The organism is Edwardsiella piscicida, from assembly GCF_001896205.1.
In the GTDB taxonomy this organism is placed as follows: domain Bacteria; phylum Pseudomonadota; class Gammaproteobacteria; order Enterobacterales; family Enterobacteriaceae; genus Edwardsiella; species Edwardsiella piscicida.
The window spans coordinates 1,409,450-1,435,868 of sequence record NZ_MPNU01000001.1 but is presented as its reverse complement, the minus strand read 5'-3'; the positions used below and the strand labels follow the sequence as shown (position 1 = coordinate 1,435,868).

The 26,419-nt window shown below is 51.4% G+C and carries 23 protein-coding genes and 6 tRNA genes; 11 read left to right on the top strand and 18 right to left on the bottom strand.

Going from position 1 to position 26,419, the window contains the following annotated elements; genetic code table 11:
- Positions 1 to 13: 13 nt before the first annotated feature.
- On the bottom strand, positions 14 to 418 hold the full coding sequence (flgC, locus tag BRD58_RS06520) for a flagellar basal body rod protein FlgC (protein ID WP_012848085.1): 405 nt from the start codon (positions 416 to 418) through the stop codon (positions 14 to 16).
- Positions 419 to 421: 3 nt separating this feature from the next.
- Positions 422 to 835 carry a flagellar basal body rod protein FlgB gene (gene flgB / locus BRD58_RS06515; protein WP_012848084.1) on the bottom strand — a complete coding sequence of 138 codons (414 nt, stop codon included), beginning with the start codon at positions 833 to 835 and terminating at the stop codon, positions 422 to 424.
- A 287-nt stretch (positions 836 to 1,122) separates the two neighbouring features.
- Between flgB and flgA the strand changes: the two genes are divergently transcribed.
- From flgA to BRD58_RS06500, 3 genes are all read left to right on the top strand, one after another.
- On the top strand, positions 1,123 to 1,797 hold the full coding sequence (flgA, locus tag BRD58_RS06510) for a flagellar basal body P-ring formation chaperone FlgA (protein WP_015683295.1): 675 nt from the start codon (positions 1,123 to 1,125) through the stop codon (positions 1,795 to 1,797).
- 166 nt (positions 1,798 to 1,963) lie between these two features.
- Positions 1,964 to 2,260 carry a flagellar biosynthesis anti-sigma factor FlgM gene (gene flgM, locus BRD58_RS06505; RefSeq protein WP_012848082.1) on the top strand — a complete coding sequence of 99 codons (297 nt, stop codon included), beginning with the start codon at positions 1,964 to 1,966 and terminating at the stop codon, positions 2,258 to 2,260.
- A 5-nt stretch (positions 2,261 to 2,265) separates the two neighbouring features.
- A complete protein-coding gene (locus tag BRD58_RS06500) occupies positions 2,266 to 2,688 on the top strand; it encodes a flagella synthesis protein FlgN (protein ID WP_012848081.1) in 423 nt (140 codons plus the stop codon).
- A gap of 92 nt (positions 2,689 to 2,780) precedes the next feature.
- Here the strand turns inward: BRD58_RS06500 and BRD58_RS06495 are convergent, their stop codons facing one another.
- The 3 genes from BRD58_RS06495 to flhB are packed head-to-tail and all read right to left on the bottom strand — an operon-like array spanning position 2,781 to position 6,438.
- Positions 2,781 to 3,185: a flagellar protein FlhE gene (locus BRD58_RS06495; protein WP_012848080.1), complete on the bottom strand. Its 405-nt coding sequence runs from the start codon at positions 3,183 to 3,185 to the stop codon at positions 2,781 to 2,783.
- A gap of 12 nt (positions 3,186 to 3,197) precedes the next feature.
- A complete protein-coding gene (gene flhA, locus BRD58_RS06490) occupies positions 3,198 to 5,279 on the bottom strand; it encodes a flagellar biosynthesis protein FlhA (protein ID WP_012848079.1) in 2,082 nt (693 codons plus the stop codon).
- Positions 5,272 to 6,438 carry a flagellar biosynthesis protein FlhB gene (flhB, locus tag BRD58_RS06485; protein ID WP_015461243.1) on the bottom strand — a complete coding sequence of 389 codons (1,167 nt, stop codon included), beginning with the start codon at positions 6,436 to 6,438 and terminating at the stop codon, positions 5,272 to 5,274. The genes flhA and flhB overlap by 8 nt, the downstream gene beginning before the upstream one ends.
- A 245-nt stretch (positions 6,439 to 6,683) precedes the next feature.
- Here flhB and BRD58_RS06480 point away from each other — a divergent pair, with 245 nt between their 5' ends.
- From BRD58_RS06480 to BRD58_RS06465, 4 genes are all read left to right on the top strand, one after another.
- On the top strand, positions 6,684 to 8,309 hold the full coding sequence (locus BRD58_RS06480) for a phosphoethanolamine transferase (protein WP_069578412.1): 1,626 nt from the start codon (positions 6,684 to 6,686) through the stop codon (positions 8,307 to 8,309).
- 230 nt (positions 8,310 to 8,539) lie between these two features.
- Positions 8,540 to 9,316: a DgsA anti-repressor MtfA gene (gene mtfA / locus BRD58_RS06475; protein ID WP_073382000.1), complete on the top strand. Its 777-nt coding sequence runs from the start codon at positions 8,540 to 8,542 to the stop codon at positions 9,314 to 9,316.
- Positions 9,317 to 9,417: 101 nt separating this feature from the next.
- Positions 9,418 to 9,493, top strand: a tRNA-Asn gene (locus BRD58_RS06470).
- 167 nt (positions 9,494 to 9,660) lie between these two features.
- Positions 9,661 to 9,736: transfer RNA gene (locus BRD58_RS06465), tRNA-Asn, on the top strand.
- Between the two features lie 661 nt (positions 9,737 to 10,397).
- On the opposite strand, the gene BRD58_RS06460 is transcribed toward BRD58_RS06465, so the two are convergent.
- Entirely contained in the window at positions 10,398 to 11,594 is a 1,197-nt protein-coding gene (locus tag BRD58_RS06460) for a DUF2235 domain-containing protein (protein WP_073381996.1), read from the bottom strand.
- Positions 11,595 to 12,502: 908 nt separating this feature from the next.
- On the opposite strand from BRD58_RS06460, the gene BRD58_RS06455 reads away from it, so the two are divergent.
- The 4 genes from BRD58_RS06455 to BRD58_RS06440 all read left to right on the top strand — a co-directional run bounded on the left by BRD58_RS06455 (position 12,503) and on the right by BRD58_RS06440 (position 13,376).
- Positions 12,503 to 12,578: transfer RNA gene (locus BRD58_RS06455), tRNA-Asn, on the top strand.
- Positions 12,579 to 12,768: 190 nt separating this feature from the next.
- Positions 12,769 to 12,844 (top strand) — tRNA-Asn (locus BRD58_RS06450).
- 190 nt (positions 12,845 to 13,034) lie between these two features.
- Positions 13,035 to 13,110, top strand: a tRNA-Asn gene (locus BRD58_RS06445).
- Between the two features lie 190 nt (positions 13,111 to 13,300).
- Positions 13,301 to 13,376, top strand: a tRNA-Asn gene (locus tag BRD58_RS06440).
- Between the two features lie 127 nt (positions 13,377 to 13,503).
- Here BRD58_RS06440 and BRD58_RS06435 read toward each other — a convergent pair.
- From BRD58_RS06435 to galE, 12 genes are all read right to left on the bottom strand, one after another.
- Positions 13,504 to 13,836, bottom strand: coding sequence for a DUF496 family protein (locus BRD58_RS06435; protein ID WP_015461239.1), 333 nt, complete (start codon positions 13,834 to 13,836; stop codon positions 13,504 to 13,506).
- Between the two features lie 241 nt (positions 13,837 to 14,077).
- The gene (gene gndA / locus BRD58_RS06430; RefSeq protein ID WP_073381993.1) at positions 14,078 to 15,493 is read right to left on the bottom strand and encodes an NADP-dependent phosphogluconate dehydrogenase; all 1,416 of its coding nucleotides are present in this window, start codon (positions 15,491 to 15,493) and stop codon (positions 14,078 to 14,080) included.
- 136 nt (positions 15,494 to 15,629) lie between these two features.
- The gene (locus tag BRD58_RS06425) at positions 15,630 to 16,625 is read right to left on the bottom strand and encodes a hypothetical protein (RefSeq protein WP_071890270.1); all 996 of its coding nucleotides are present in this window, start codon (positions 16,623 to 16,625) and stop codon (positions 15,630 to 15,632) included.
- Entirely contained in the window at positions 16,609 to 17,874 is a 1,266-nt protein-coding gene (locus tag BRD58_RS06420; RefSeq protein ID WP_073381989.1) for a lipopolysaccharide biosynthesis protein, read from the bottom strand. The genes BRD58_RS06425 and BRD58_RS06420 overlap by 17 nt, the downstream gene beginning before the upstream one ends.
- A gap of 32 nt (positions 17,875 to 17,906) precedes the next feature.
- Positions 17,907 to 19,073 carry a UDP-N-acetylglucosamine 2-epimerase gene (gene neuC / locus BRD58_RS06415; protein ID WP_012848070.1) on the bottom strand — a complete coding sequence of 389 codons (1,167 nt, stop codon included), beginning with the start codon at positions 19,071 to 19,073 and terminating at the stop codon, positions 17,907 to 17,909.
- The gene (locus BRD58_RS06410) at positions 19,070 to 20,320 is read right to left on the bottom strand and encodes a cytidylyltransferase domain-containing protein (RefSeq protein ID WP_015461235.1); all 1,251 of its coding nucleotides are present in this window, start codon (positions 20,318 to 20,320) and stop codon (positions 19,070 to 19,072) included. The genes neuC and BRD58_RS06410 overlap by 4 nt, the downstream gene beginning before the upstream one ends.
- Before the next feature lie 5 nt (positions 20,321 to 20,325).
- Entirely contained in the window at positions 20,326 to 21,366 is a 1,041-nt protein-coding gene (gene neuB / locus BRD58_RS06405; protein ID WP_015461234.1) for an N-acetylneuraminate synthase, read from the bottom strand.
- Complete coding sequence (locus BRD58_RS06400; protein ID WP_071890267.1) at positions 21,359 to 21,985, bottom strand: acetyltransferase; 627 nt, start codon at positions 21,983 to 21,985, stop codon at positions 21,359 to 21,361. The genes neuB and BRD58_RS06400 overlap by 8 nt, the downstream gene beginning before the upstream one ends.
- 21 nt (positions 21,986 to 22,006) lie before the next feature.
- Positions 22,007 to 22,927 carry a glycosyltransferase family 52 gene (locus BRD58_RS06395; RefSeq protein ID WP_173790607.1) on the bottom strand — a complete coding sequence of 307 codons (921 nt, stop codon included), beginning with the start codon at positions 22,925 to 22,927 and terminating at the stop codon, positions 22,007 to 22,009.
- A 123-nt stretch (positions 22,928 to 23,050) separates the two neighbouring features.
- Positions 23,051 to 24,058: an NAD-dependent epimerase gene (locus BRD58_RS06390; protein WP_015461231.1), complete on the bottom strand. Its 1,008-nt coding sequence runs from the start codon at positions 24,056 to 24,058 to the stop codon at positions 23,051 to 23,053.
- Between the two features lie 147 nt (positions 24,059 to 24,205).
- Positions 24,206 to 25,372: a UDP-glucose 6-dehydrogenase gene (ugd, locus tag BRD58_RS06385; RefSeq protein ID WP_012848063.1), complete on the bottom strand. Its 1,167-nt coding sequence runs from the start codon at positions 25,370 to 25,372 to the stop codon at positions 24,206 to 24,208.
- Positions 25,373 to 25,395: 23 nt separating this feature from the next.
- Positions 25,396 to 26,412, bottom strand: coding sequence for a UDP-glucose 4-epimerase GalE (galE, locus tag BRD58_RS06380; RefSeq protein WP_015461230.1), 1,017 nt, complete (start codon positions 26,410 to 26,412; stop codon positions 25,396 to 25,398).
- Positions 26,413 to 26,419 lie beyond the last annotated feature (7 nt).

Genomic DNA, 26,419 nt, shown 5'->3' with positions numbered 1-26,419 from the left:
ACGCCTCCCGCGATTATTGTCCAAGGGTTAAGGTTTTCATCATCAGTGACTTGGTGGTGTTCAGCACCTCAACGTTGGCCTGATAGCTACGTGATGCGGCGATCGAGTTCACCATCTCACCCACCACATCCACGTTGGGCATGCGCACATAGCCTTTGGCATCCGCCAGCGGGTTGCCCGGCTGGTACACCAGACGATCCGGCGCCGGATCGTCGACCACCTGAGAAACCTGTACGCCGCCGATCTCTTCGCCGGCGCCCGGCTTAACCTGAAACACCACCTGCTTGGCGCGGTAGGGTTCGCCGTCGGGACCGGTGACGCTATCGGCGTTGGCCAGGTTACTGGCCGCCACGTTCATACGCTTGGACTGCGCGGTCAGCGCCGAACCGGAAATATCAAAAATGGATAAAAGAGACATGGATTACCCCTGTTGCAGCACGGACATCATGCTTTTGATCTGGCCGCTGAGTACGGTGAGGTCGGTCTGATAACGCAGGCTGTTGTCGGCAAACTGCGTACGTTCGCGATCCATATCGACGGTGTTACCATCCAGCGACGGCTGATCCGGTACGCGGAACAGCAGATCCAGCGACGGCGGCTGCAGCGTCTGCGCCGGAATATGGCGCGATGAGGTGAGTGAAAGCGCAATGCCGCTGCCGTCAGGGCGCCCCTGTTCAAGGACCCGCGACAGCTGCGAGGCAAAGTCAATGTCCCGGGCCTGGTAGCCGGGGGTATCCGCGTTGGCGATGTTCGCCGCAAGGATTTCCTGACGCTGCGCACGCAGGTTCAGGGCCTCCTGTTGGAAACGAAACGCGGCATCCAGTTTATCGAGCATACCGTCTCCGCTATCGGTTAGCTGGGATGGCGGAAAAGCTCCCCCCACCCTGTGTCAATGACAATTTGGAGTGCATAGGATAGGACCGGTGCGGTAAAGCCGATGGCGGGAATAAGGCGTAAATGGCGCGCTATTTATCGCCTTTACTTTTGCGCTGCGCGGGTAAACTAGGGCGCGTCTCGACACTGTCCGCGGCGCCGATGCGCTGCTCGGTGCCAGAGTACAGCCGCATTCGGCGGACGCAGGCCATCGCCTGTCGACGCCCGTTTATTGACCGGGAGAACACCATGCTGCGATCCACGTTTGGCCTGATGGCCCCCCTTACCGCCGCGCTGTGGCTGGCGCCGCCAGCCTGCCTGGCGGCGACGCCGCTCCAAGAGGCGGTGCAGGGCTATTTTCAGCAGCAGTTTCCCGGCAGCGACTACCAGGTGAAGGTCAATATTCTATCGGCGCCCGATCAGTGGCCCAACTGCCTGCAGCCGCGGGTCAGTCAGCTTTCATCGCCCCGCCGCTGGGGTCGCCTTAGCGTGCTGGTACAGTGTCCGCAGGAGAAACGCTACCTGCAAACCGAGGTACAGGTAACGGGCAGCTATCCCGTCGCCATCCACGCGCTGTCGCGCGGGCAAAACCTGACGCCGGCGCAGCTGCGTCTGACCCGGGGTCGACTCGACAGCCTACCTCCCGGTACAATTCTGGATATTGCGCGGCTGTCCGGCGCCACCATGCTACGCAGCATCGGCGCCGGGCAGCCGATCGCCGCCACCATGCTGCGGCGCACCTGGGTGATCCGCGCCGGACAGCAGGTGCAGATCCTGGCCCAGGGCGATGGCTTCAATGTCAGCAGCGAGGGACGCGCGATGAACAACGCCGCGCTGGCCGATGTGGTACGAGCGCGTACCGCCTCCGGTCAGGTGATCAGCGGCAAGGCCAGCGGCCCTGGCACCCTGACGCTGGTTCTCTAGCCCGCCGCACGCGCGCGGGAGCCGGCCAGATTCAGCGATTGGCGAAATTATCGGTACATTTTTCTAAAGTTATTGATTAATTTGCCGATGGTATAGCTAAAGAAGAGAAAGACCGTATAACCACCCGCAACGCCAGGTGGACAGGTCAACCAGAGAGACCATAACGATGAGCATAGATCGTACCTCCGCACTGAGTGCCATCAGCCACCTTCAGGCCCGGGAGCCGCAGGATGCGGCGCAGCAGACCCGCAAGATAGCGACCAGCCAAGAGAGCGTTGTCGGTACCCAGGTCAAGCTGAGCGACGCACAGGCACGCCTGATGCAGCCCAACAGCCGCGACATCAACACCACCCGTGTTGAGGCGCTGAAACAGGCTATCCGCAGCGGTGAACTGAAGATGGATACCGGCAAAATCGCCGATGCCTTACTGCAGGATACGTTCGCCTATTTAAAGGATAAGTAATCTCCATGGCAGACACACTCGTTCACCTGCAGCAGATGGTTGAAAACCTGCAGGCCCTCAACGCCACCCTGGCCCAGGAGCAGCAGCTGCTGTGTGCCGGACAGGTAGACGCGGTGCGCCTACAGACGGTGACGCTGGAAAAAGAGAATCTGCTGGCCGATCTGCGCCACCTCGATCAACGCCGCCGCGACGATGCAGCCCAGCCGCCCTACGCCGAGCCGCAGCAGGCCGCTCTATGGCAAACGATCCTGACGCTGACCCGCCAACTGCATGACATGAATCAGCACAACGGTGACCTGCTTAACCGCCATTTATCCCATAATCAACAGGCGCTGGGTACGCTGAAAAGCCGTCACGGCCAAACCCTGTATGGTCCCGACGGACAGACCCAGAGCGGCCTGTTCAACGCCCGTAAACTGCGTGTTTAACGCTGGCCCTTTTGGCCAACGCCAGGCTGTGCCCTGAACAGGGCACAGACAGAGTATCGGGCGCCCCTATCGGCGCTCGTTCGATAATAAAATTAATGATAATTAACGATAACCTGCTGACTGACAACGTTGATCGGCGGGTAAATCGTCCCCTTTCCCGCCACCCACATCACCAGTCGCAGCGGCACGGCGGCGCTTTCCCCGTTTAATCCGGCAGAACGACCGGACAGACCATCCAGCGCCATGCAGCGTCGCGCGCTGCACAGCTGTAGCGTCAGCCCGTTCGGCGCCGGGCTCAATAGGGTTATCTGCCACACCACGTCATCAATCGCGGCCGCCGGCGGTACGCTCCCCGCCGGCGGCGCCAGCGGGGGCTGGTTACTGGCCATCCCCTTCTGACTCAGGATCCGACCATTACCGTCCGCAGACCAACTGCCGCCGCCGGCCTGTACCGCCCATGGCGCCAGCAAAATAGCCAGACAGAGTAGTCGCTTCATTTATTACGCTCCTTACTCCACGCCACCGATCGTCGAGGTCATGCGGATCTGGCGGTTGTCGCTGATCTCCAGGTTGGACAACACCACCAGCTGCGGCAGCGAGCGGTGCAGGAAGCGCGCCAGCAGCGGCCGCAGGGCATGATTCACCAGCAGCACCGGCGGTGCACCGAGCAGCTCTTGGCGCTGCAGCGCCTGACGGGCCTGATCCAGCAGGCGATCCGCCAGCCCCGGCTCCAGTCCGCCGCCGCCCTGCAGAGCCTGCAGCAGCAGACGCTCCAGCGGCGTATCCAGCCCAATCACCTGAATCTCACCCTCGCCCGGGAACCACTGCTGGCTGATGGCGCGCCCCAGCGCCACGCGCACCAGCGCGGTCAGCTCATAGGGATCTTTCTGTATCGGCGCGTGTTCGGCCAGGGTTTCAATAATGGTACGCATATCGCGGATCGAGACCTTCTCGGCCAGCAGATTCTGCAGCACCTTGTGCAGGATCGTCAGCGATACGACGCCGGGGATAAAGTCTTCCGTCAGCTTCGGCATCTCCTGAGAGACCCGATCCATCAGCTGCTGCGCCTCCTGACGACCAAACAGGTCGCTGGCGTGCTGGCTGATGATATGGTTCAGGTGGGTCGCCACCACGGTACTGGCCTCGACGACGGTGTAGCCCTGGATCTGTGCCTGCTCACGCAGCGCGCTGTCGATCCAGATCGCCGGCAGACCGAAGGCCGGATCGGTGGTGACCTGCCCTTCCAGGGTTCCGGCGGCGCTGCCGGGGTTGATCGCCAGCCAGCGCCCCGGGTGCGCCTCACCGCGCCCGGCCTCGATCCCCTTCAGCAGGATACGGTAGCCGGAGGGCTGCAGCTCCAGGTTATCGCGGATATGAACCACCGGCGGCAGAAAGCCCATGGTCTGGGCAAATTTCTTACGAATACTGCGGATACGTCCGAGCAGCTCGCCATTTTGCTGGAAATCCACCAGCGGGATCAGGCGGTAGCCCACCTCCAGACCGAGCGGGTCCTCCAGCTGCACGTCCTCCCAACTGGCCTCCATCACCGGCTGGCTCTCCTGCAGCGGCATCTGCTCCTGCTGAACCTCGGCCTTCGCCGCCCGCTTGCTCATCCACCAGGCGGTCCCCAGCAGCGCGGCGGTAAACAGCAGGAATACCAGGTTCGGCATGCCGGGCACCAGCCCTAACAGTCCGAGCACCGCGCCGCTTAAGATCAGCACCCGCGGGTTATTGAACAGCTGGGTCACCATCTGTTCGCCCACGTCCTGATCGGTGCTGACGCGGGTCACGATCACGCCCGCCGCGGTAGAGATCACCAGCGCCGGGATCTGGGCGACCAGACCGTCACCGATGGTCAGCAGGGTATAGGTTTCCGCCGCCTGGCTAACCGGCATACCGTGCTGGATAACGCCGATCAGCAGACCGCCGATGACGTTCAGCGCCATGATCATCAGACCGGCGATGGCATCGCCGCGCACAAACTTACTGGCACCGTCCATCGAACCATAGAAGTCGGCCTCTTGGGTGACCTCAGAGCGGCGCTTCTTGGCTTCTTCTTCACCGATAAGCCCGGCGTTGAGATCGGCGTCGATGGCCATCTGCTTACCCGGCATCCCGTCCAGCACAAAGCGCGCGCCAACCTCGGCGATACGCCCGGCCCCCTTGGTGATAACCATAAAGTTGATCAGCACCAGGATAATAAACACGACGATACCGATGGCGAAGTTGCCGCCCACCAGAAAGTGGCCGAACGCTTCGATCACCTGCCCCGCCGCCGCGCCGCCGGTATAGCCGTTCATCAGGATCACGCGGGTCGAAGCGACGTTGAGCGACAGACGCAGCAGCGTCGAAAACAGCAGGATGGTCGGGAAAGCCGCAAACTCCAGCGTTTTCTGGGTAAACATGGCCACCAACAGCACCATGATCGACAGGGCGATGTTAAAGGTGAACAGTAAATCCAGCACGAAGGGCGGCAGCGGCAGCACCATCATGGAGAGGATCATCAAAATAAGGATAGGCCCGGCCAAAACCTGCCATTGAGAGTCTTTCATATTGCCGGGTAGGCGCAGTAGCGCGGCCAGATTAGCCATCTATCGGTGTTCCTTCTTCGGAGTCAGTAACGCCAAAATCCAGTGCGGGCGGCACCGGTAAGTTTGCGGGTTTTTTCGGGGCCTGCCCCCCTTCGAGCCGCCAGCGCTTGAGTTGGTATACCCAGGCCAGCACCTCGGCCACGGCGGCGTACAGGGTGGCGGGAATGGCCTGGCCAATTTCGCTGTGACGGTAAAGCGCACGCGCCAGCGGCGGCGCCTCTAGCTGGGGAATGCGATGCTCCGCCCCCAGCGCCTTAATACGCTGGGCTATCTCCCCCGCGCCCTTGGCCAGTACCTTAGGCGCACTCATCTTGTTTTCCTGGTACTGCAGCGCCACGGCGTAGTGGGTCGGGTTAGTCACGATCACATCGGCCTTGGGGACATCGCTCATCATGCGGCGGCGCGCCGCGGCGCGCTGCTGCTGGCGGATCCGCCCCTTAACGTGCGGGTCCCCCTCTTGTTCTTTGAACTCATCCTTAATCTCCTGCTTAGTCATACGCAGCTTGCTCAGGTTGCTCCACACCTGATAAAACACGTCAAACCCCACCATCGGCAGCAGGCCCAGCACCACCAGCAGACCGCACATTCCCACCAGATGCAGGGCATCGCCCATCGCATCCAGCGTGGGCTCGGTGATCAGGCGCAGCATCCGCGGCCAGTAGTGCAGCAGAAACCATCCGCACACCCAGCCGACCAGCGTGGCCTTCAGGATCCCTTTCAACAGCTCGGCCAACACCTGGCTGGAGAACATGCGTTTAAACCCGCTCAGCGGGTTTAAACGATTCAAATCGCATTTGATGGAGCTGGGGCTGAACAAAAATCCGCCGATCAGCATCGGTGCGCACCAACCGACCAGCATCAGACCGAGCAGCACCGGCATCAGCGCCGCTACCGCCTGCTGTAGCAGCATGCCCAGCTGGATCAGCATCTGACGATCGTTACTCAACAGCAGGTGGTCGAAGTGCAGCCCCTGGGCTATCATCACCGCCAGCGCCCGCGCCAGATACTCGCCACCCAGCAGCAGGATAGCCAGCCCCGTCGCCAGCATCAGTATCGAGGTCAGCTCACGCGAACGCGGGATCTGCCCCTTCTCCCGGGCCTTTTCTATTCGGTGGGGTGTGGGGTCTTCGGTTTTTTCCAGATCGCTCTCTTCTGACACGGCGTCCCCGACTGCAATACCTAAAATTACGCAGTGCATAGCATGCCAGAGTAAAAATGAAGCGATGGCGAGAATAGACGCCGTGAAGCGGGTTTTATTGGCCGATCGCCCCGGCAGCCCGCGCCCCCAGGCGGCGGGCCGCGCAAAAGCCGCCACGCTTAAGGCTATTTTAAGTTTCTCTGCTTAGCCTTAGGCCATTTTTGAATTTGCCCCACGGGGCCATTGCCAGACGCCAGGAGTCCTCTTTGTCGCATAAAGGTCTTTCCGCCAGCTTTCTGACGGTCATACTGCTATTGGCCGGTTATTTTACGCTGATACTCAATATTCCCATCCTGCTCCATTTTTACCGCATCCTGCACGCGCTGGGGGAGTATCGCCTCGGCTTCGCCCTGTCGATCCCGGTGGTGCTGTTCGCGGCGTTAACCTGCGTGTTTATGCCGTTCAGCTTCCGGCCGATCCTGAAGCCCTTTTTTATTCTGCTGCTGGTGATCACCGCGCTGGCCAGCTACGCCCAGTACAAGTATCAGGTGATTTTCGACCGCTCGATGATCGAAAACATCTTTGAAACCAACAGCGCCGAGGCGGGCTCTTACCTAAATATCTATGTTATCGCCTGGGTGCTGCTCGCCGGGGTGCTGCCCGCCCTGCTGCTGCTGCGCACTCGCATCATCTATGGCCATAACGTCCTGCTGCGACTGGGGATCCGGCTGTTGGCCATGCTGATCTCACTGCTGGTCATCGCGCTGGTTGCCTGCCTGTACTACCAGGATTACGCCTCCGTCGGGCGCAACAACCGCAGCCTGAACCTGGAGATCCAGCCCGCCAGCTACCTGTACAGCACCGGACAATATATCAACCGCCGCTACCTCACGACGCCAATGCCGTTCCGTAAGGTGGGCGAAGACGCGAAGCTGGTTGAGCCGGCGGGCGAGAAGCCGACGCTGGTGTTCGTGATCCTGGGCGAAACCGCCCGAGCCCAAAACCAGTCTCTGGGCGGCTACGCGCGCGAAACCAACCCCTACAGCGCCAAACAGCCTGGGCTCATCTACTTCCGCAATGTCACCTCTTGCGGCACGGCGACCGCGATTTCGGTCCCCTGCATGTTCTCCAACCTGACGCGTGAGCACTATGATGGCAACATCGCGCGCAACAGCGACAGCGTGATCGATGTGCTGCACCGGGCCGGCGTCACCACCTTCTGGCGTGATAACGACGAGGGCTGCAAAGGCGCATGCGATCGCACGCCGAACGAGCTGGTGTCGACCAAGGCCGATAATCCGCTGTGCAACGGCAAGACCTGCTATGACGAGGTCATGTTGAATAACCTGCAGCAAAAGATCCCGGACGACGGCAAAAGCAAGCTGCTGGTGTTCCATCTGATCGGCAGCCACGGCCCGACCTACTATCTGCGCTATCCCGCGCGCTTCCGCGTCTTTATGCCCGACTGCGAGCGCAGCGATATTGAAAACTGCACCCAGCAGCAGCTGGTCAACACCTATGACAATACCCTGGTGTATACCGACTACGTAGTGAATCAGTTTATTGCGCGGCTGAAAACCTACGAGAAGCAGTACAACGTGGCGCTGTACTATGTCTCCGACCACGGTGAGTCACTGGGCGAGAAAGGGCTGTATCTGCACGGCACCCCTTATCAGTTCGCCCCGGCAGAGCAGACCCATGTCCCGATGTCGCTGTGGCTGTCGGACGGCTATGCCAAGGCCAATCGCATCAATCTGCAGTGTCTGCAGGAGGCCGCCCGTGACGGCAGCTTCTCCCATGACAATCTCTTCCCTACCCTGCTTTCTATGATGCATGTCACTACCAGCGCGGCAAATCCACAGTTGGATATTCTGCAACGCTGCCGTAACTGATCGCCACGCCGCCCCGTCCATCGGGGCGGCGTTATGCTTAACAGCGCGATACATATCACAATCCTCTCAGAACAACCTTTTTAATATCAACAGGTCACGCATAATATCCCAACGCGTATCACTCACCGCCAGCCTCTGAGCACCGGGCCATTCGCGCCCCGGCAACCGGCGGCTATCCCGGTACACTGGAACGGCCCCTACAGCCCGTAAAGAGAGGATCGGAACCCGTCATGATTAAGTGGCCTTGGCGCACACAGCTCCCTGCCCAGCAGGACAGTTATCCCTGGTCGGAGGCCTGCGCGATCCCGCTGCTGGCGGCGCTGAGCGACGACGAGCAGCGGCGGCTCATCGCCCTGGCGCGACAGGTGATCCGCCAGAAGCGCCTGGTCCCGCTGCAGGAGCTCCGAGTCACCCCGCTGATGGAGGCGCGCATCGCCCTGCTGTTTGCCCTGCCGGTGCTGGCACTGGGCATTGAATGGCTCGATGGCTTCCATGAAATCCTGCTGTATCCCGAACCCTACGTTCTGCACGAAGAGTGGGAGGACGATATCGGCCTGGTGCACTGCGGTCCCTCGGTACAGGCCGGTCAGTGCAGCGCCCAAGGGCCGATCGTGCTCAACTGGCTGGACGTCCGCGACTCCTTCGATCGCTCCGGCTATAACCTGGTGATCCATGAAACCGCGCACAAGCTGGATATGCGCAGCGCCGGGATCGCTAACGGGATCCCCCCGATCCCGCTGCGCGAGATCGCCGCCTGGGAGCAGGCGCTGCACGCCGCCATGGAGGCGATTCAGGAAGAGGCCGACCTGCTCGGCGAGGCGGGGGCCAGCCTGGACGCCTACGCCGCCAGCGAGCCGGCGGAGTGCTTTGCCGTCCTCTCCGAATACTTCTTCAGCGCGCCGGAGCTGCTGGCCGAACGCTTCCCTGCGGTCTACCACCACTTTGTCGGCTTTTACCGCCAGGATCCGCTGCAGCGCCTGCGCCAAAGCGGCCTTCTGCTCCCCTGACCCCCGCGTTCGGCGATAAAATCGCCGCTTGAAACACGTGCCCGAGGTTAGCTGTTGACAGGCTCCGACGGGATCGCTATGATGCGCCCCGTTGTCACGATTCCTCTGTAGTTCAGTCGGTAGAACGGCGGACTGTTAATCCGTATGTCACTGGTTCGAGTCCAGTCAGAGGAGCCAGATTCCTGAAAAGCCCGCCTTGCGCGGGCTTTTCGTTTTTGCGCTTCCCGTCAAAAGCGCCCCTTACGCCGCGCGGCGCTGCTATATTCGCCAAACGATCGCTCACCCCGGGATATTCCCTTTACAGCGGCGGCCCCCTTCGCTATGATGCGCCCCGTTGTCACAATTCCTCTGTAGTTCAGTCGGTAGAACGGCGGACTGTTAATCCGTATGTCACTGGTTCGAGTCCAGTCAGAGGAGCCAAATTTAGAAAAGCCCGCGTAAGGAAACTTATGCGGGCTTTTTGCATATCAATGACTCGATTGTTTCAAGCCACTCTCGCCTCCGCTCGCACGCGACTCTGGCAGCAAATGCACCTGCTATTTCCAACGCAGCTTTCCGCAGAGGGAAATAAGCATTTTGGCGAGATAGTGGTACCGAAAGTAAAGCTACGTAGGACTCTTGGTACAGAGCGCGCTTATTTGAAGAAATGCTCGTTAAGGCCAAGATCGGCTGCCCGGCTCGTCAGGGTGAAACGCCTTCTTTTCTCGCTGATACAACTGTTTCAGCGCTAAGGAGAAAATTCCGCCCTATCTCTAGCGCCACGCATAGAAAGCGATACAAGGGGGTCTCCCCGCTTACGATAGACTTTCAGCACAGCAGTCCTCCACGCGGTGACGACAGAGTAAAGACAACCTATCTCGGTGCAGAAGCGTGACGCTTTCATCGATACGGCTGCCGCTCAGAGAGTCGTTTATCATGCTGTAAGCCTGTTTCTACATGGAGAAGAATTTTGAGTCAGGGCGATTCGCGGGCCGTTTCCCCTGGGCATCTCTTACCATCAGGGCCACCCCCACCTTCCCCAGCTTGCTTAAAAGACGGAGCATGTCGTCCGTCAATTCACCGCGTAGGTATTCTCCTCACATTACGGTTCTGAGCCAATGTCATCGGTAAACGGGTAAGCGTCGTGAAGGTTTATCGGGCGGTAGAGCGGATCCTTCGCCATGCGCTCCCGCACCGAAGCGTGTATCAACGAACCCGCGGGAATAGCACGTGGTTCGCCCAGCGGCAAATAACGCCCCAGAAACGCGGGCCGTGAAGTACGCCACTCGCGCCAGCGTTTATTTTTGGGGATGAACTCAAGGATCCACCACAGCCCCGTCAAGGAACGGTGAAGTATTCCGGTCGCATCCGGGGGGACAAATATTTCACCGCCGAGACGCATTTTTCCTCCCATGCTGATCGTGCGACGCGTCTCTTCATCGTAGGTTAGGCCAGCCTTTTGCGCCTCTTCCAACATCCAGATGAGAGGATATTTGGAGAGTCCACTTTCACTTTCAGGATATCCTCCGCCAACATCAGCGTGAACGCCTGCAAACCAGACCTGCTGAATATCCTGGGCTATTTCGCTCTCTTTCCGATAAGGAATAGGACGGTAGGGTTGCGGGTCTATCCATCGGTTGAGACGAAACATACGCCGTCGCTCATCAATAGAAATAGCCTGCCGAAAACACTTCACCGCCTTGTTTGTTCGAGTGAAGCGAAGCGTTTGTATCTTCGGTAGCAGACAATCACGGTGAGGCACTATCACTGAAGATACGGTATCCCACACGCCGATAAATTCGATTCTCGCCGGCCGCCCGCCCGCAATACGGCCAAAGAGCCACGCATCCTCCAGCCCATCATCTGGAGCGGTGGCAACCCCGTCGCCACTGGCCTTTTTGTACGCCGTCAGGCCGTATTCAGCCAGATTACTCTGCTCCGGCGCGATGATGCCAATAGTTTCAATCAACGCGGCCAGAACACGTACCGTATAAGCACCTCGGCTGAACCCAAGCAGATATATTTTGTCGCCCTCATGCCAGTTCTGGCACAAAAAATCATATGCCTTGAGTACATCGTTATCCAGGCCATACCCTGTCCCCAGTCCTAATAATAGACGACACTGCTGTTTAAACCGTTGCCAAGGATTATCCAGCCCCAGCGTACCGACTCCCGGCGTATAGAAAACCTGTTGCTGCGTGTTTTTTTCTAGAATTCGATAAAATTTAAGTACGTTTGACATTGTCCGGTTTAGCTCATTACCGGTCCCATCGCAGCAAATAACAATACGCTTATCCATGCTTATCTCCCGTAACGTGATTTACAAAAATAGCATAGAATGCAGATGAGTACATTACGCCACGTAAAGAGTTTAGCTCAAGATTGTTATTAGTGCTTTTGTGTAAAACCAACTCAATAAAATCAAAACACGTTTAATTTCACTTAAAATACCCCAACAACATTGCTTAATGAATTTATAATCAAATCAAAATATACTTAATTAACGATAACTAGTTATGCCTATAGTTATTTATCTGTCCGAGCTCACAGCGGATGGGGTTCAATGGTAAAGTTATTCATCAGCGAATCACCTTATTTAGGTATCACCGGATAACGAAACCATCTCAGAAGCAAGCAGAATCGTTATCTAAAATAGCTTTCTAAAATGATAGTCATCGTAGCGCTATCGTTTCCTGATAATCAATGGAAAGACGTAGTATCGAATCTGAACAAAAAACCGCTTACTCTCCATCGATAACCACCTCTCTGATGCCATGCAGCATCCCTAACGCAATAACTTCGCAGCCATCGCTGTACACGACCTGATTCGAAAGAAAGTACGGCCAAATCAATATAGGGAAAGGAAGCCGTGTTGATATACCAACCACGGCCCCTAGCGTTGTCTTCTGGTGGGAAAAACTGGAGAGGTTAATTCTCACGCTAGAGATATTGATAGACTGAAGTGTAATTTACGATTTTTAATCAATAAGTTGCTTTACCATATACGCGAGGAGAGAGACGTTAAACTCAGCAACGTCAAGGTAACTGACCTTTTGCATTAACGGCCGCGTAGCCCCGGGCAGACAAGCGTGCCTGCTGTTCCAACGCCGACGCACTGCTGTGATTATCGGCAAACGAGCCGTAGACGACATCTTCAGCCTTTACAGCCGCGCATCCCTTCGCTATGATGCGCCCCGTTGTCGCAATTCCTCTGTAGTTCAGTCGGTAGAACGGCGGACTGTTAATCCGTATGTCACTGGTTCGAGTCCAGTCAGAGGAGCCAAATTCAGAAAATCCTGCTTAAGGAAACTTAAGCAGGACTTTTGCTATTTAGCCCTTTTTAAACGCACACGCTCTACAGTTCGCCAAAAAAATCAGCATATTGCTGTCAATCCATCCGAACGATCGCTAAACCGCATTTGCCACTTTACAGGCATCGCCCCCTTCGCTATGATGCGTCTCGTTGTCACGATTCCTCTGTAGTTCAGTCGGTAGAACGGCGGACTGTTAATCCGTATGTCACTGGTTCGAGTCCAGTCAGAGGAGCCAAATTCAGAAAAGCCCGCTTAAGGAAACTTACGCGGGCTTTTCGTCATCTACCGTCCTCTAACGCAGTTTTGCTATAAATCGCTAAATAAATCAGCGCATTGCTCTTATTGTAGTCAAACGCACGCGGGTAGCAATATCCCCCCTTTACAGCGGAGGCCCCCTTCGCTATGATGCGCCTCGTTGTCACAATTCCTCTGTAGTTCAGTCGGTAGAACGGCGGACTGTTAATCCGTATGTCACTGGTTCGAGTCCAGTCAGAGGAGCCAAATTTAGAAAAGCCCGCGTAAGGAAACTTACGCGGGCTTTTTGTCGTGTAGCCTCCCGCAGTCGTCCTGTCACGACAAATTGACAAAAAAATCAACATATTGCCTTAATTCCATCCGAACAGATCGATAAGGCGGTTTCCCCCTTTACAGCGGCGGCCCCCTTCGCTATGATGCGCCCCGTTGTCACAATTCCTCTGTAGTTCAGTCGGTAGAACGGCGGACTGTTAATCCGTATGTCACTGGTTCGAGTCCAGTCAGAGGAGCCAAATTCAGAAAAGCCCGCGTAAGGAAACTTACGCGGGCTTTTTGCTACCGTAGGATTCTCCAGCCGCAAGGCATAAAAAAGCGGGATCCCAGGATCCCGCCCGTTGCCGTTGTCTTACGTACGGCAGATTACTTCTCTTCTTTATGCTCGCCTTCGCCCAGCGCCTTCAGCCGCTTGGAGAGCTCGCGGCGCTCTTTGGACAGATCGGCGTTCTTGATGATGTACTCATCCACGCGATCCTCGTAGTTACCGCGCATATCGGCAATGATTGCCTGAATCGCTTCAACGCTCATGCCCGGCTTGATGTAGTCGCTCAGGTTGTCCAGCAGCAGAACGCGCTTCTGGTTATCGCGGATTTTCTTCTCAACATCCGCGATTTCGCGCTGCAGCTTGTTCTTGCGGCGGAAGGTACGCACGAATTCCAGTACGTTCTGGAACGTCGGCTTGTTTGCATTTTCCATATCAACACCTTTGCTTAAGTTAAAAAACCAAACCCGGCAGCCCATGGACTGGCGTTAATCGCTCTACTGCTGTTTGTACCATCGACGGGCGCACAAAAACAGCCCATTATCACAAGAAAATGGAATGACTGCCGAGTTTTTATGCAACAAGATGCGGCGTTACTTCGCAATCTCTCCACAAAATAAAAAAATCCGGGCACAGGCCCGGATTGGCATCATTGCGTCACGAATGACCGCTGACTTACTCCGCCAGCCATTCGGTATGGAACACCCCGTCCCGATCGGTGCGCTGGTAGGTGTGGGCGCCAAAGTAGTCGCGCTGGGCCTGAATCAGGTTGGCCGGCAGCACCGCGGCGCGGTAGCTATCGTAATAGGTGATCGCCGCGGAGAGGGTCGGTACCGGGATCCCCTGCTGTACGGCGTAGGAGACGACGTCGCGCAGCGCCTGTTGGTACTCATCCGCAATCGCCTTGAAGTACGGTGCCAGCAACAGGTTGGCCAGCGCCGGATTTTCGGCATAGGCATCGGTGATTTTCTGCAGGAACTGGGCGCGGATAATGCACCCGGCGCGGAAGATACGCGCGATCTCGCCAAAGTTCAGCGCCCAGTCATATTCGTCAGAGGCGGCCTTCAGCTGCTGGAAGCCCTGGGCATAGGAGACAATCTTGCCCAGATAGAGGGCGCGACGCACCTTCTCGGCAAAGGCCGCACGCTCAGCCGCCGGCAGCGCCTGCGCCTGCGGGCCACTCAGCACGCGAGAGGCCGCCACGCGCTGCGCCTTTAGCGAGGAGAGGTAGCGGGCAAAGACGGATTCGGTGATCAGCGTCAGCGGGATCCCCAGATCCAGCGCGCTCTGGCTGGTCCACTTGCCGGTGCCTTTATTCGCCGCCTCGTCCAGGATCACGTCGACCAGGTCATTCCCTTCGTCATCTTTCTTGGCGAAGATATCGGCGGTGATCTCGATCAGGTAGCTGCTCAGCTCACCCTGATTCCATTCGGCAAAGGTAGCGGCCAGCTCGTCGTTGCGCATCCCGACGGCGTGCTTCAGCAGGGAGTAGGCCTCAGCGATCAGCTGCATGTCGCCGTATTCAATGCCGTTGTGCACCATCTTCACATAGTGCCCGGCACCGTCCGGCCCGATATAGGTCACGCAGGCCTCACCGTCTTCGGCAACGGCAGCGATCTTCGTCAGGATCGGCGCGACCAGCTCATAGGCCGCCTTCTGTCCGCCGGGCATAATAGAGGGCCCCTTCAGCGCCCCCTCTTCACCGCCGGAGACTCCGGTACCGATAAAGTTAAAGCCCTGCGCCGATAGCTCACGGTTGCGGCGAATGGTATCCTGGAAGAAGGTATTCCCACCGTCGATCAGAATATCCCCCGGCTCCAGATAGGGCGTCAAAGAGGCGATGGTCTTGTCTGTCCCCTCACCCGCCTTCACCATCAGCAGAATACGGCGCGGCGTCTCCAGCGAGGCCACAAACGCCTGCACGGAATGGTATGGCACCAGCTTCCGCCCCGGATTCAGTGCCATCACCTCATCGGTTTTCTCGGGCGAACGGTTAAAAATCGACACCGTATAACCGCGGCTTTCGATGTTCAGCGCCAGGTTACGCCCCATCACCGCCATTCCCACTACACCGATCTGTTGTTTGGACATGACAAACTCCTGTGTAACACATACCGGCTGCGCCACCTGCGCAGCATAATTGTAGGTAATATGTTAACTCATCTTTGCACGTCAGGGGTATCGATTGCTGCCATCGGCCGATGAATGGCACGGATTGTGTAGCCTTTTATTTTTTAATAAACCTAACAATAGGTTTCAATAAAAACCTTATTGGTTGGAGTATTTTCATCTTAATCCGAGTAAAACGGCATGATATCAAATCATATAATGATATAGTTATGCCTAACTCACTTAATTTGTTGATATATTCTACTTTATAATCTCGACAGTTCATAACCACAATACTTAACTCAGCAGGTTCTCTAAGTTTGATATTATATCGAGAGAACACATCCCGCAATTTTAGAAATTTTAAGCCAATAATAAAATCCTTGCTTATTTTAACATATCGACTATTAGGATTATCTATTAGCAAATAATTGCCTATCCCCATATCCTGCTTCATAAACTTCATATGGTAAAAAGCAAAACATCCACCATACTTTGTCATATTACTTAAATCCATAACTTCAAAGGCAGGACTATGCAAAAATATATTTTTTGGCGATACAGGGAAAACCCACAAATCATCACACATATTGCAAAAAGTACTAGTAGATGGTAAGAACAACTCGCCTTTATTATCAATTAAATTAACACCATGCAAACTAAAATACTTATCATCACATTCATCATCTAGATATTTTTTTATTAAGAAATTAGCCGATGGATCAAATATAATATCACCATCAATCTTTACAGCATATTTTCTCGTCGTCATTGATAATGCATAATTATAATAATTGACTAAGCTATTAACACTGTCCGGCGGTAAGGATATATGCTCTTTAGAGCCTTGGGGGTATACTTTCGGAATATAATGATAAGCGCGAACTCTATCGCCAAAGGCTAAAATTGCTCGGGATATTTCAGACTCAGTATTATCAGTACAGTCATTAAAAACAATAACTATTTCATCAACCAAATCTAACCATGACTCAATAACAGCATAAATATACTCTCCCTCATTCCTAGCCCGAATAAATCCACTTAACCCTTTCTCCCGCTGATTACCATCCATCAAAGAGAAATCAACAACTGGTTGCTCAACTTTCAGAATCATTTCTTAACCCCCAAGGCATAGGATAGACCTTATTAGAGATATAGAATGTAAATACGAAATGGATACATTTCGCGAGTGCAAAAGCCACCGCAGCCCCAAGCAAAGAGAAATATGTCACACCGATAAATAATAGAGCCACGCCCAGCATGCCAGAGATAATTGTCGTCAGTGACAGATACTGCGTTTTTTTGGCATAAAAAATATAGTTAGTAACCATAAGATACATACCAGAAAAAATCTGTCCAAGGCAGACCCATCCAATAATCCTACCTGCCTCAGTATACTTATCACCAGCAATCATTACAACAATATATGGAGCAATAAAGAACGCCAATAACGCAATGAAAAGCAAAGACAGCATATAACAATATGTAACTTTCACGATCTTTAGTTTTTCGAAAAAACACTCATTTTTCAATCTATCAAATAACCATGGAACAAACGCTTTGTTGATTGCATCGAATATGACGGCTAATGCGGAACTTAGCTGAAGAGCAACCATATAGATTCCGACATCAGCAACACCAAGCTTATGATTAATAATAAACCTATCACTCATAGTTAGCAGCAACATGCCCAATGCATGAGGCAGGAGAGGCACCCCAAAAAGCAATGCTTCCTTTAGATACTTCAATCGAAAGGAGAAGGCATCAATTAATTTATCACGATAGAGAAGAGCCATGCTTAATACAGCACTTAAGGCCGAACTGATTACAATAGCATCTATGCGCCCTTCTCCGCTTTGCTGAAGAAAAACCACAAAAATAACTGACAGCAGCATATTTATAATGCCACTACCGACTTGTAACAAACCAAATAGCTTCGCTTTATTTCTAATCTGCCACTGGCCTAACCTCATATTTGTTATAAATAAAAATGAAGCGCCCAGTACCGCATACAATACCCACCCATCGGGTATTGATAATAATTTCGCCAACTGTGCTTTAAACAATATTCCAACAAGAGAAAGAAGCAAAAAGCTAACCAACAGGATCTGAAAGCAGCTTCCATTAAACCTCATCAGGACTAACTGATCGACATTCCCATCATAGTACTTACGATTTGCTGCACCTATTGTATTTAATCCAACGATTGCTGAAATTGCTGATAGAAATGTCTGAAACATCACAACCTGCCCATAGTCTGCAACCGATAGATTGCGGGTTAATATTGGCAAGAGTAAAAACGGGATCAGTGCATTTAATATATTCGATGTAAGATACACACCAATTCCTTTAAGTAAATTCACACCCCCTCCTAAGAAAAGAGAAAAACAAATAATTATATATTAAAATCGACATCATAAAAATCCTTATAATCCGCATCTTTTTCTGAGTATAAAAAACGGACAATAGCATCTCTTGCATTTTTTAACGAATCTTTTTTATAATAAGGATTATTGATTCCGGTTATTTTTTGATGAAAACTAACCGATTGACTTAGCTCAATCGCCGCGATGATTGCAGCTTTTGTACAGGCAGCATCAATCACGCTCTCACCATGAACCCGCCCCTTTTGCCGATCCCCAATATTAATTGTTGAAATATTTAACGAAGGTGCCTCAATAATTCCTGAAGAGGAATTTCCTATCAAGCCACAAGAATATTTCAATAAGGCCAAATACTCTTCAGAACTCACTGAGATCATATAGCGAGATGCACTACGTAAACAGAATGACTTAATAATATCAATAATCTTTTCCGATCCGGTATCGGCATTAGAGCCAATAAATATAAAATCATACTCTTCAGAAAATACTGTTAACGCCGCAATCAAGGCTAATGTTTGCTCCGTCAATGAGACTTTAGTCAGCGTTTCCGGGTGGAACACCACCACAAAATACGGCTTAACCAAAGAACCGAAACGAGACTCCAATTCCTGTTTATCAGGCAATGTGAGGCTAAGACAATTTTCAGCCCCTAATGCACCGATATTAATAACTGAGCTAGGATGCTCTCCTAATTGAATCACTCGCTTGCGGTATTCTTCTGTCGAAACAAGATGAAGACTACTCATTTTAGTGATTGCATGTCGAATAAATTCATCATAATTCCCTAACGTTTTCTCGCCACCGTGAAGATGAATCAGGGGAATATTATTCATAGCTGCCGCAGTGGCAACAGAAAAAATCTCATAACGATCACCTAAGATCATGACTGCATCATAATCTTGATTAGCGAAAATTGAGGCAAACGCATTTTGACAAAGCGACATTGAATTTATTATTTTTTCATTGCTTGATGAGTCTAAATTAATATCTATAACTTTACTTAAATCAAGTCCATCACTCGCGATATTTTGATATGTGCTCCCATATTTAGGGTCACAATGCATGCCTGTCGCGATGATGCTTAACTTGACCCCCTCCGTACGAGATAGCAATATTAATAATCGGCGTAAAATTCCATATTCAGCGCGTGAACCGGTAACACATAGTAAATGCTTCATGACAATACAGCCTCAATGTTTTCTTTCAGTTTAGAATAGGCCAATGGTGAAAAATGTAATCCATCATGGGTATATGATGCAGGTAAATTCCCATATTCATCATAAAACTCGCGTGAAAGGTCGATCCAATGAATAGATTTATCCACGCAAACCCTCCTTAAGACCATATTCAATTGAGTTATAATGTCATTATTTCGATCAACTCGCCCCCTCACTGGTGGTACTGCAATAAAATAAATAGCCACATCACTTTTTATTATTCTAATTTTATCAATAAACTCCCTGACCCATTCAGCAGAAAATGTAACATTCCAGTCATTGAGCACCATATCATTCGTACCCAGCATGATAATAGCAATATCACCAATGTTTTTTATTAAAGACCTATCTAAAATAAGATCAATATACTCCCGAGTATTAATTCCAGCAATACCCAAGTTATTTACTTTCTCACCATTAATATGATCAACCAGCCAATAATCAAAAATGGAATGTCCAAGCAATGTTATCGAATTCTTTAAACACATTAGATCTTTCTTTTCTGCGATTCTATTTATGATACTCTCTCGCAAAATTTCTTTTTTACGCCGCCGCATCTGTATATTTATAGCGACTTCAAAGTCATATCGGTCATCAATATCAAGAGAGTCTTCTTTATTCATTATAAAAGCGATACTATCACTACCAAAAAAATGCCGCCTCTTCAGATAAGCATCCGGCTTAGCCATAAATATAGCACCATTTGGAAAGTATTCTTTATTATCCTGCCGACGATATAAGCTAAAATCAATATCAAAATGTTTTAAAGTCAGATCTTCCGCCAATGGTTTAATAAGAGAAGATGGTTTATCACTTTGTACCATTGAGACTAAAAAACTATATTCCGATGAATAAAATAAAGCAGCAGCAGACTTAATATGCTCCGCAGTACGAAAAGGAGATGTTGGCTGCAGCAACGCAAAATACTGTATATCACTAACTTTACTCAAAACATCCTCAACCACCATATAGGATGTTGCTGAGTCAGAGGCTAGCGCCGCATCTCTAATAAAAACCTCTGCGCCAAATGACTCTGCAATGCTTTTATACTCATCTGAGTCAGTAGAAACAATAACTCTATCAAACACACCAGAGTTTATAGCAGCCTCAATAGTATACGCAATTAATGGCTTATCCATTAACATTAGAATATTTTTATTGTGCAATCCCTTTGAGCCTGAGCGAGCTGGAATAATGGCGACTTTCATATATATTATAGCTCCTGCATGCTCAAGTTAGAACAACAGATCAGTTCATCTTCACAAAAATCTCGCTCTGCAATGCTGCCTAAAACCTGATACCAATGCATAGGACTAATTCCATTACCTGGACGCTTAGTTGTAATATTCTCTAAAGTAAAAATCTCACCTTGCTTTATATTCCGTTTGGCAACGATCGATTTTCGAGCAACTATTTTATTCTTGCGTTCAGAATTAGTCACAATTTTATCATAGCTGCCTAATGCTAATTCAATAGCCCGAATCCCCTGACATAAGAGTCGCAATTCATCTGGCGTCACCGATGCTTTATGATCTGGGCCGGGAAAGTCTTTATTTAAAGTAAAATGCTTCTCTATGAAACAAATGCCATAAGGCACAGCCGCAATCCCTGAAAAATATCCAGGAGAGTGATCAGAGAATCCAATCTGATATTCTTTGAAAATACTCTTAAAACTAGATAATGTATTAAGGTTCACATCAGAATAGGGTGTCGGATATTCTGTATTACAGTGTAGAATGGTAATATCACTTGCTTTAATACCATTATTATGCAATACATGCAGTGCCATGTTAATTTCATCTAGCGTTGCCATTCCAGTCGATATGATAATTTTCTTATCAGAAATATCTAGTCTTGCTATTTTTTCAAGATAAGGAAGATTTAATAACTCTCCAGATGGGATTTTCCATACGCGTTGTTTTAATGAAGCAAGAAAATCGATTGAATCAAAATCAAACGGCGTAGAGAAAACATCCAGACCAAGATTTTTTGCATATTGTGACAGTTCAATAAAATCATCATAGGCAAGCTCCAATTTACGCGTCATCTCAAGCTGAGACTCTTCGCAGCCAGTTTGCTTTATCTGATACTCCGCCTTTGGTGCATACTTTGAAATCAGCAAATCCGCTTTAAACGTTTGAAACTTAACTGCATCCACCCCAGCGGCTTTTGCCTGCTCAACCATTTTTTTAGCTAGTAGAGGATCGCCATTATGGTTACAGCCAATTTCAGCAACGATATACACTTTATTCATCATAATTCTCTCTGATTAAACGTGTCGGGGAGCCCGCAACTACAACATTATCTGGAATATTTCTAATCACTACAGAGCCTGAACCAATGATTGAGCCATTGCCAATAGTTAGCTGTCCATTAATCACGCTACAACTCCCGACAAATGTTCTCTGGCCAACCTGAACGTCACCATTAAGAACAGCATTGGTTGATATATTAGAGCAACACCCAAGAGTGTTTCCATGCTCAACTAAAGCTCTAGTATTGATCACAACGGCATCATGTATTATCGTGTCACTATTGACTATACACATTTTACCAATATATATTCCATTGCCTAATGTAACATTGGGATCAATCAATGCTGATGAGTCAATTATATTGACCAACGATAATCCCTTGGACATTAATCGTTGGTAAAACCACCAACGATGCTTTGGCTCTCCGATACCGATAAAATAAACATAATCGTTAAAATCATCTATTTTTTCGATTGCATTAGCCAGAATTGGATATCCTTGATGAACGCCTTGCTTATACGTATCGATAAACCCAATCAATTCAAGCTGATTAACATCGATACTACTAATAATAGATTTAGAAAACCCGCCGGCACCTATAATTATCAATTTTCGCATGCCATAATCCTTTTTATTGCACTAAATCTCGATGCATGGAGATCCCATTGCCATCAACTTTGCTATATTTTCAGAGGTAACGGCATCGATATGTTTTGCTTTCACGGCAATACAATTCACCTTTGGCATATCGAACATATTAAACTGTACACTACTCGCTATTCCATACACATTGATCTTTGCGTATTTTTTACATAACGAAATAATGACATGCTCTGCGATGATATTGTCATATTCACTCGGCAGAAAAAAACCATTAAATAACATCACACGCTCTCTAGGGTGTGGGATATAATAAGTGTTATTATTTTTTTCTAAAAATTCAAGAATGCTTTTTTCTAGCTTAGCGACATGATTTTTTCCGCTAAGCATCTCGCTATATATTCCACCAAGAAAGAGTGATACTTCGCCATTGCTAACAATATGATTACTATCATCTATATTAAACAAATTTACCAACTGGGTATTTTGAATAATATTCTTGCGATCTTTATAGATCGTATGATGCAAGCATGATTCATTCAAGATCCTATGCTTATCAAACTTCCGTCTTAATAGCGTATGAACGACTAACTTCCATCGTTTCTGCGCCACATCATTATAATATCTTCCGTTATAGCTTATATTGACTGTCCCATCATCAAACGTCTCTATTCTTTTAAAGTTACCATAGGAGAGAACATAATGTATAAATGGATGATCGATATTGGCAAAATAAATAGTATCAAATGATTTGTTTTTCACAAATCGATAAATATCGATAAAGGTTTTCACTTTCAACGGTGCAAAGAAAGCCCGGGATTCTACCATATGCTTACCTAAGTCAGCATAATATTTTCGATTCACCTCATTATCTTTAGCGAAAAAATAAAATAGCTGTGCATCAGCATCTTTTTTTGCTTTATTTTTTCCGCAATCAGCGTTTGGAGTGGTGTCAAACAAATATACAGATCCACAGAGAAATCTCACATATTAATGTTAAAACAAGAAAATATAAAAAAACCGTAGCTATTTATCATAGCTACGGTTAAAACGTAACAAACTTTGTTGTAAAAGTGAACTGTTTTAAGCGTTATAATAGTCACGATACCAATTTACGAAAGCCTGTACCCCCGCCTTCACCCCCATCTGCGGGCGATAGCCGGTCACCGCGAACAGATCCTCGGTATCAGCATAGGTCTGGTAAACATCCCCCGGCTGCATCGGCATAAAATGCTTCAACGCCTCGATCCCCAGAGCCTCCTCCAGCGCCGTGATGTAGTCCATCAGGCGTACCGGGCTACCGTGACCGATATTATAGATACGGTATGGCGCGGAGCTGGCGGCCGGCGACCCCTGCTCGACCCGCCAGTCGGCATTCGGCTGCGGCACAACCTCCATAATACGCAGCACCCCTTCGACGATATCGTCGATATAGGTAAAGTCACGCTGCATATCGCCATGGTTGTAGATGTCGATAGGCTTGCCTTCCAGCATATTCTTGGTGAACTTGAACAGCGCCATATCCGGGCGCCCCCACGGCCCATAGACCGTGAAGAAGCGCAGACCGGTGGTCGGCAGTCCGTACAGATGGGAGTAGGAGTGCGCCATCAGTTCATTGGACTTCTTGGTGGCGGCATACAGGGAAATCGGGTGGTCGACGCGATCGGCGGTCGAAAACGGGACCTTGTTGTTCAGCCCATACACGGAGCTGGAAGAGGCGTAGACCAGGTGACCCACCTTACCATGACGGCAGCCCTCCAGCACGTTGACGTGTCCCAGCAGGTTACTCTGGGCATAGCTCAGCGGGTTAGTCAGCGAGTAACGAACCCCCGCCTGCGCTGCCAGGTGAACCACACGATCAAAGTGAGCGACACTAAACAGCGCCGCCATGGCCGCGCTGTCGGCGATATCGATCGGATGGTAGGTGAAGTTAGCATCGGCCTGAAGCGGCGCTAAACGCGCCTGCTTGAGCGACACATCGTAATAGTCGTTCAGGTTGTCGATGCCCTCGACCTGATGCCCCGCCGCCAGCAGACGGCCACAGAGATTGGCACCGATAAAGCCGGCGCAGCCAGTTACTAAAACACGCATAAATTATCCTGTAAAAATCTCCCCCCGGCTGAAACGACACGCACGCCCTAGGGCGCGCGTTGGAGGCAGGTGTTAGTCAGTACGATCCAATGGACATTATGCTAACCTCGCCAGCCAATATTGTCTTACAAAATTTGCCGGTAATGGTTAGTCATTGCCAAAGATATCGCGGGTGTAGACCTTGTCCGCCACATCATCCAGCTCCGGCGCCATGCGGTTCGAGATGATCACATCCGACATCGCCTTGAACTGCTCCAGGTCACGGATCACCTCGGAGTGGAAGAAGCTATCCTCTTTCATCACTGGCTCAAAGATCACCACTTTAATCCCCTTGGCCTTGATACGCTTCATGATCCCCTGAATCGAGGAGGCGCGGAAGTTATCCGAACCGCTCTTCATGATCAGCCGGTACACACCCACCACCTGCGGATTACGCGCAATAATCGAGTCGGCGATAAAGTCTTTACGCGTACGGTTGGCCTCAACAATCGCCTGGATCAGGTTATTGGGCACCGAGGAGTAGTTGGCCAAGAGCTGCTTGGTATCCTTCGGCAGACAGTAGCCGCCGTAGCCAAACGAAGGATTGTTATAGTGGTTGCCGATACGCGGATCGAGGCTAACCCCCTCAATGATCTGACGGCTGTTGAGCCCCAGCGCCTCAGCATAGCTATCCAGCTCGTTAAAATAGGCGACCCGCATCGCCAGGTAAGTGTTGGCAAACAGCTTGATCGCCTCTGCCTCCGTCGAATCAGTCAGCAGGGTCGGGATATTCTGCTTAATCGCCCCCTCCTGCAGCAGCGCAGCAAAGCGCTCCGCGCGCGCGGAGCGCTCACCGACCACGATACGCGACGGGTGCAGGTTGTCATACAGAGCCCGCCCCTCGCGCAGAAACTCCGGCGAAAAGATCAGGTTATCGATCCCCAGGCGCTCACGCAGCTGCTGAGTGAATCCGACGGGAATGGTCGACTTGATGATCATCACCGCCGCCGGATTGATCGCCAGCACATCACAGATCACCGCCTCTACGCTGGCGGTGTTAAAGTAGTTGCTCTTGGGATCATAGTCAGTCGGCGTCGCAATGATGACAAAATCTGCGCCGCGGTACGCCTCTTCCTTGTCCAGCGTCGCACGGAAGTTCAGGGACCGGTGAGTGAGGTACTCTTGGATCTCCTTATCCACGATCGGTGACTGACGCCGGTTAAGCATCTCGACCTTTTCCGCCACGATATCCAGGGCGACGACCTCATGATGCTGAGCCAGCAAAATTCCGTTGGACAGGCCGACGTAGCCCGTACCGCTAATCGCAATCTTCATCACATGCCTTTGTGTTAATAAAATTAATCTTGATACCCATTCGGGTTGCTCTGCTGCCAGCGCCAGGTGTCACGCATCATCTGATCCAGATCGTACTGCGCGCACCAGCCGAGCTCCCGCGCCGCCAGCGCTGGATCGGACCAGCATTCGGCAATATCACCGGCGCGACGCGGCGCAAAGCGATAAGGTATAGTAACCCCAGAGCACCTCTCAAATGCGGCAACGATATCCAAAACGGAATATCCTACCCCGGTTCCCAGGTTATACACTTTGTAGCTGGCCCCCTCATCGCGACGATCGAGCGCGGCCAGGTGACCCGTGGCCAGATCCATCACGTGAATATAGTCACGCACTCCGGTGCCGTCGTGGGTAGAATAATCATTACCAAAGATGGACAGGCAGGCCAGTTTCCCTACTGCCACCTGCGCAACATAGGGGATCAGGTTATTAGGGATGCCGTTAGGATCTTCACCGATAAGCCCCGACGGATGAGCCCCTACCGGGTTGAAGTAGCGCAACGCGGTAATACGCATCTCAGGTCTAGCGCGGGATACGTCCTGTAGGATCTGCTCAACCATCAGCTTGGAGGTACCATAGGGGTTGGTCGTCCCGCCGGTACGGCTGTTCTCCGTCAACGGCACTGACTCGGGATCGCCATACACCGTCGCAGAAGAGCTAAAAATAAAGCCCTGCACGCCGGCTCGACGCATCTCCTCTAGCAGTACCAGCGTACCGCTAACATTATTATCGTAGTACTCCAGCGGTTTTTCTACCGATTCCCCCACGGCCTTGAGACCGGCGAAGTGGATCACATCGCTAATAACGTGCTGGGCAAAAATTTGCTGCAAAATCGTCCGATCGCGCACATCGCCGCGGTACACGTGAGGCTGCCGATCGCAAATCTGCGCCACTCGCGTCAACGCCTGCGCAGAGGCGTTAACAAAGTTATCCAGTACCACCACTTCATCCCCGCGGGACAGCAGCGCCAGCACCGTATGAGAACCGATATAACCGGCGCCGCCGGTCACTAAAATTGCCATGCTAAAT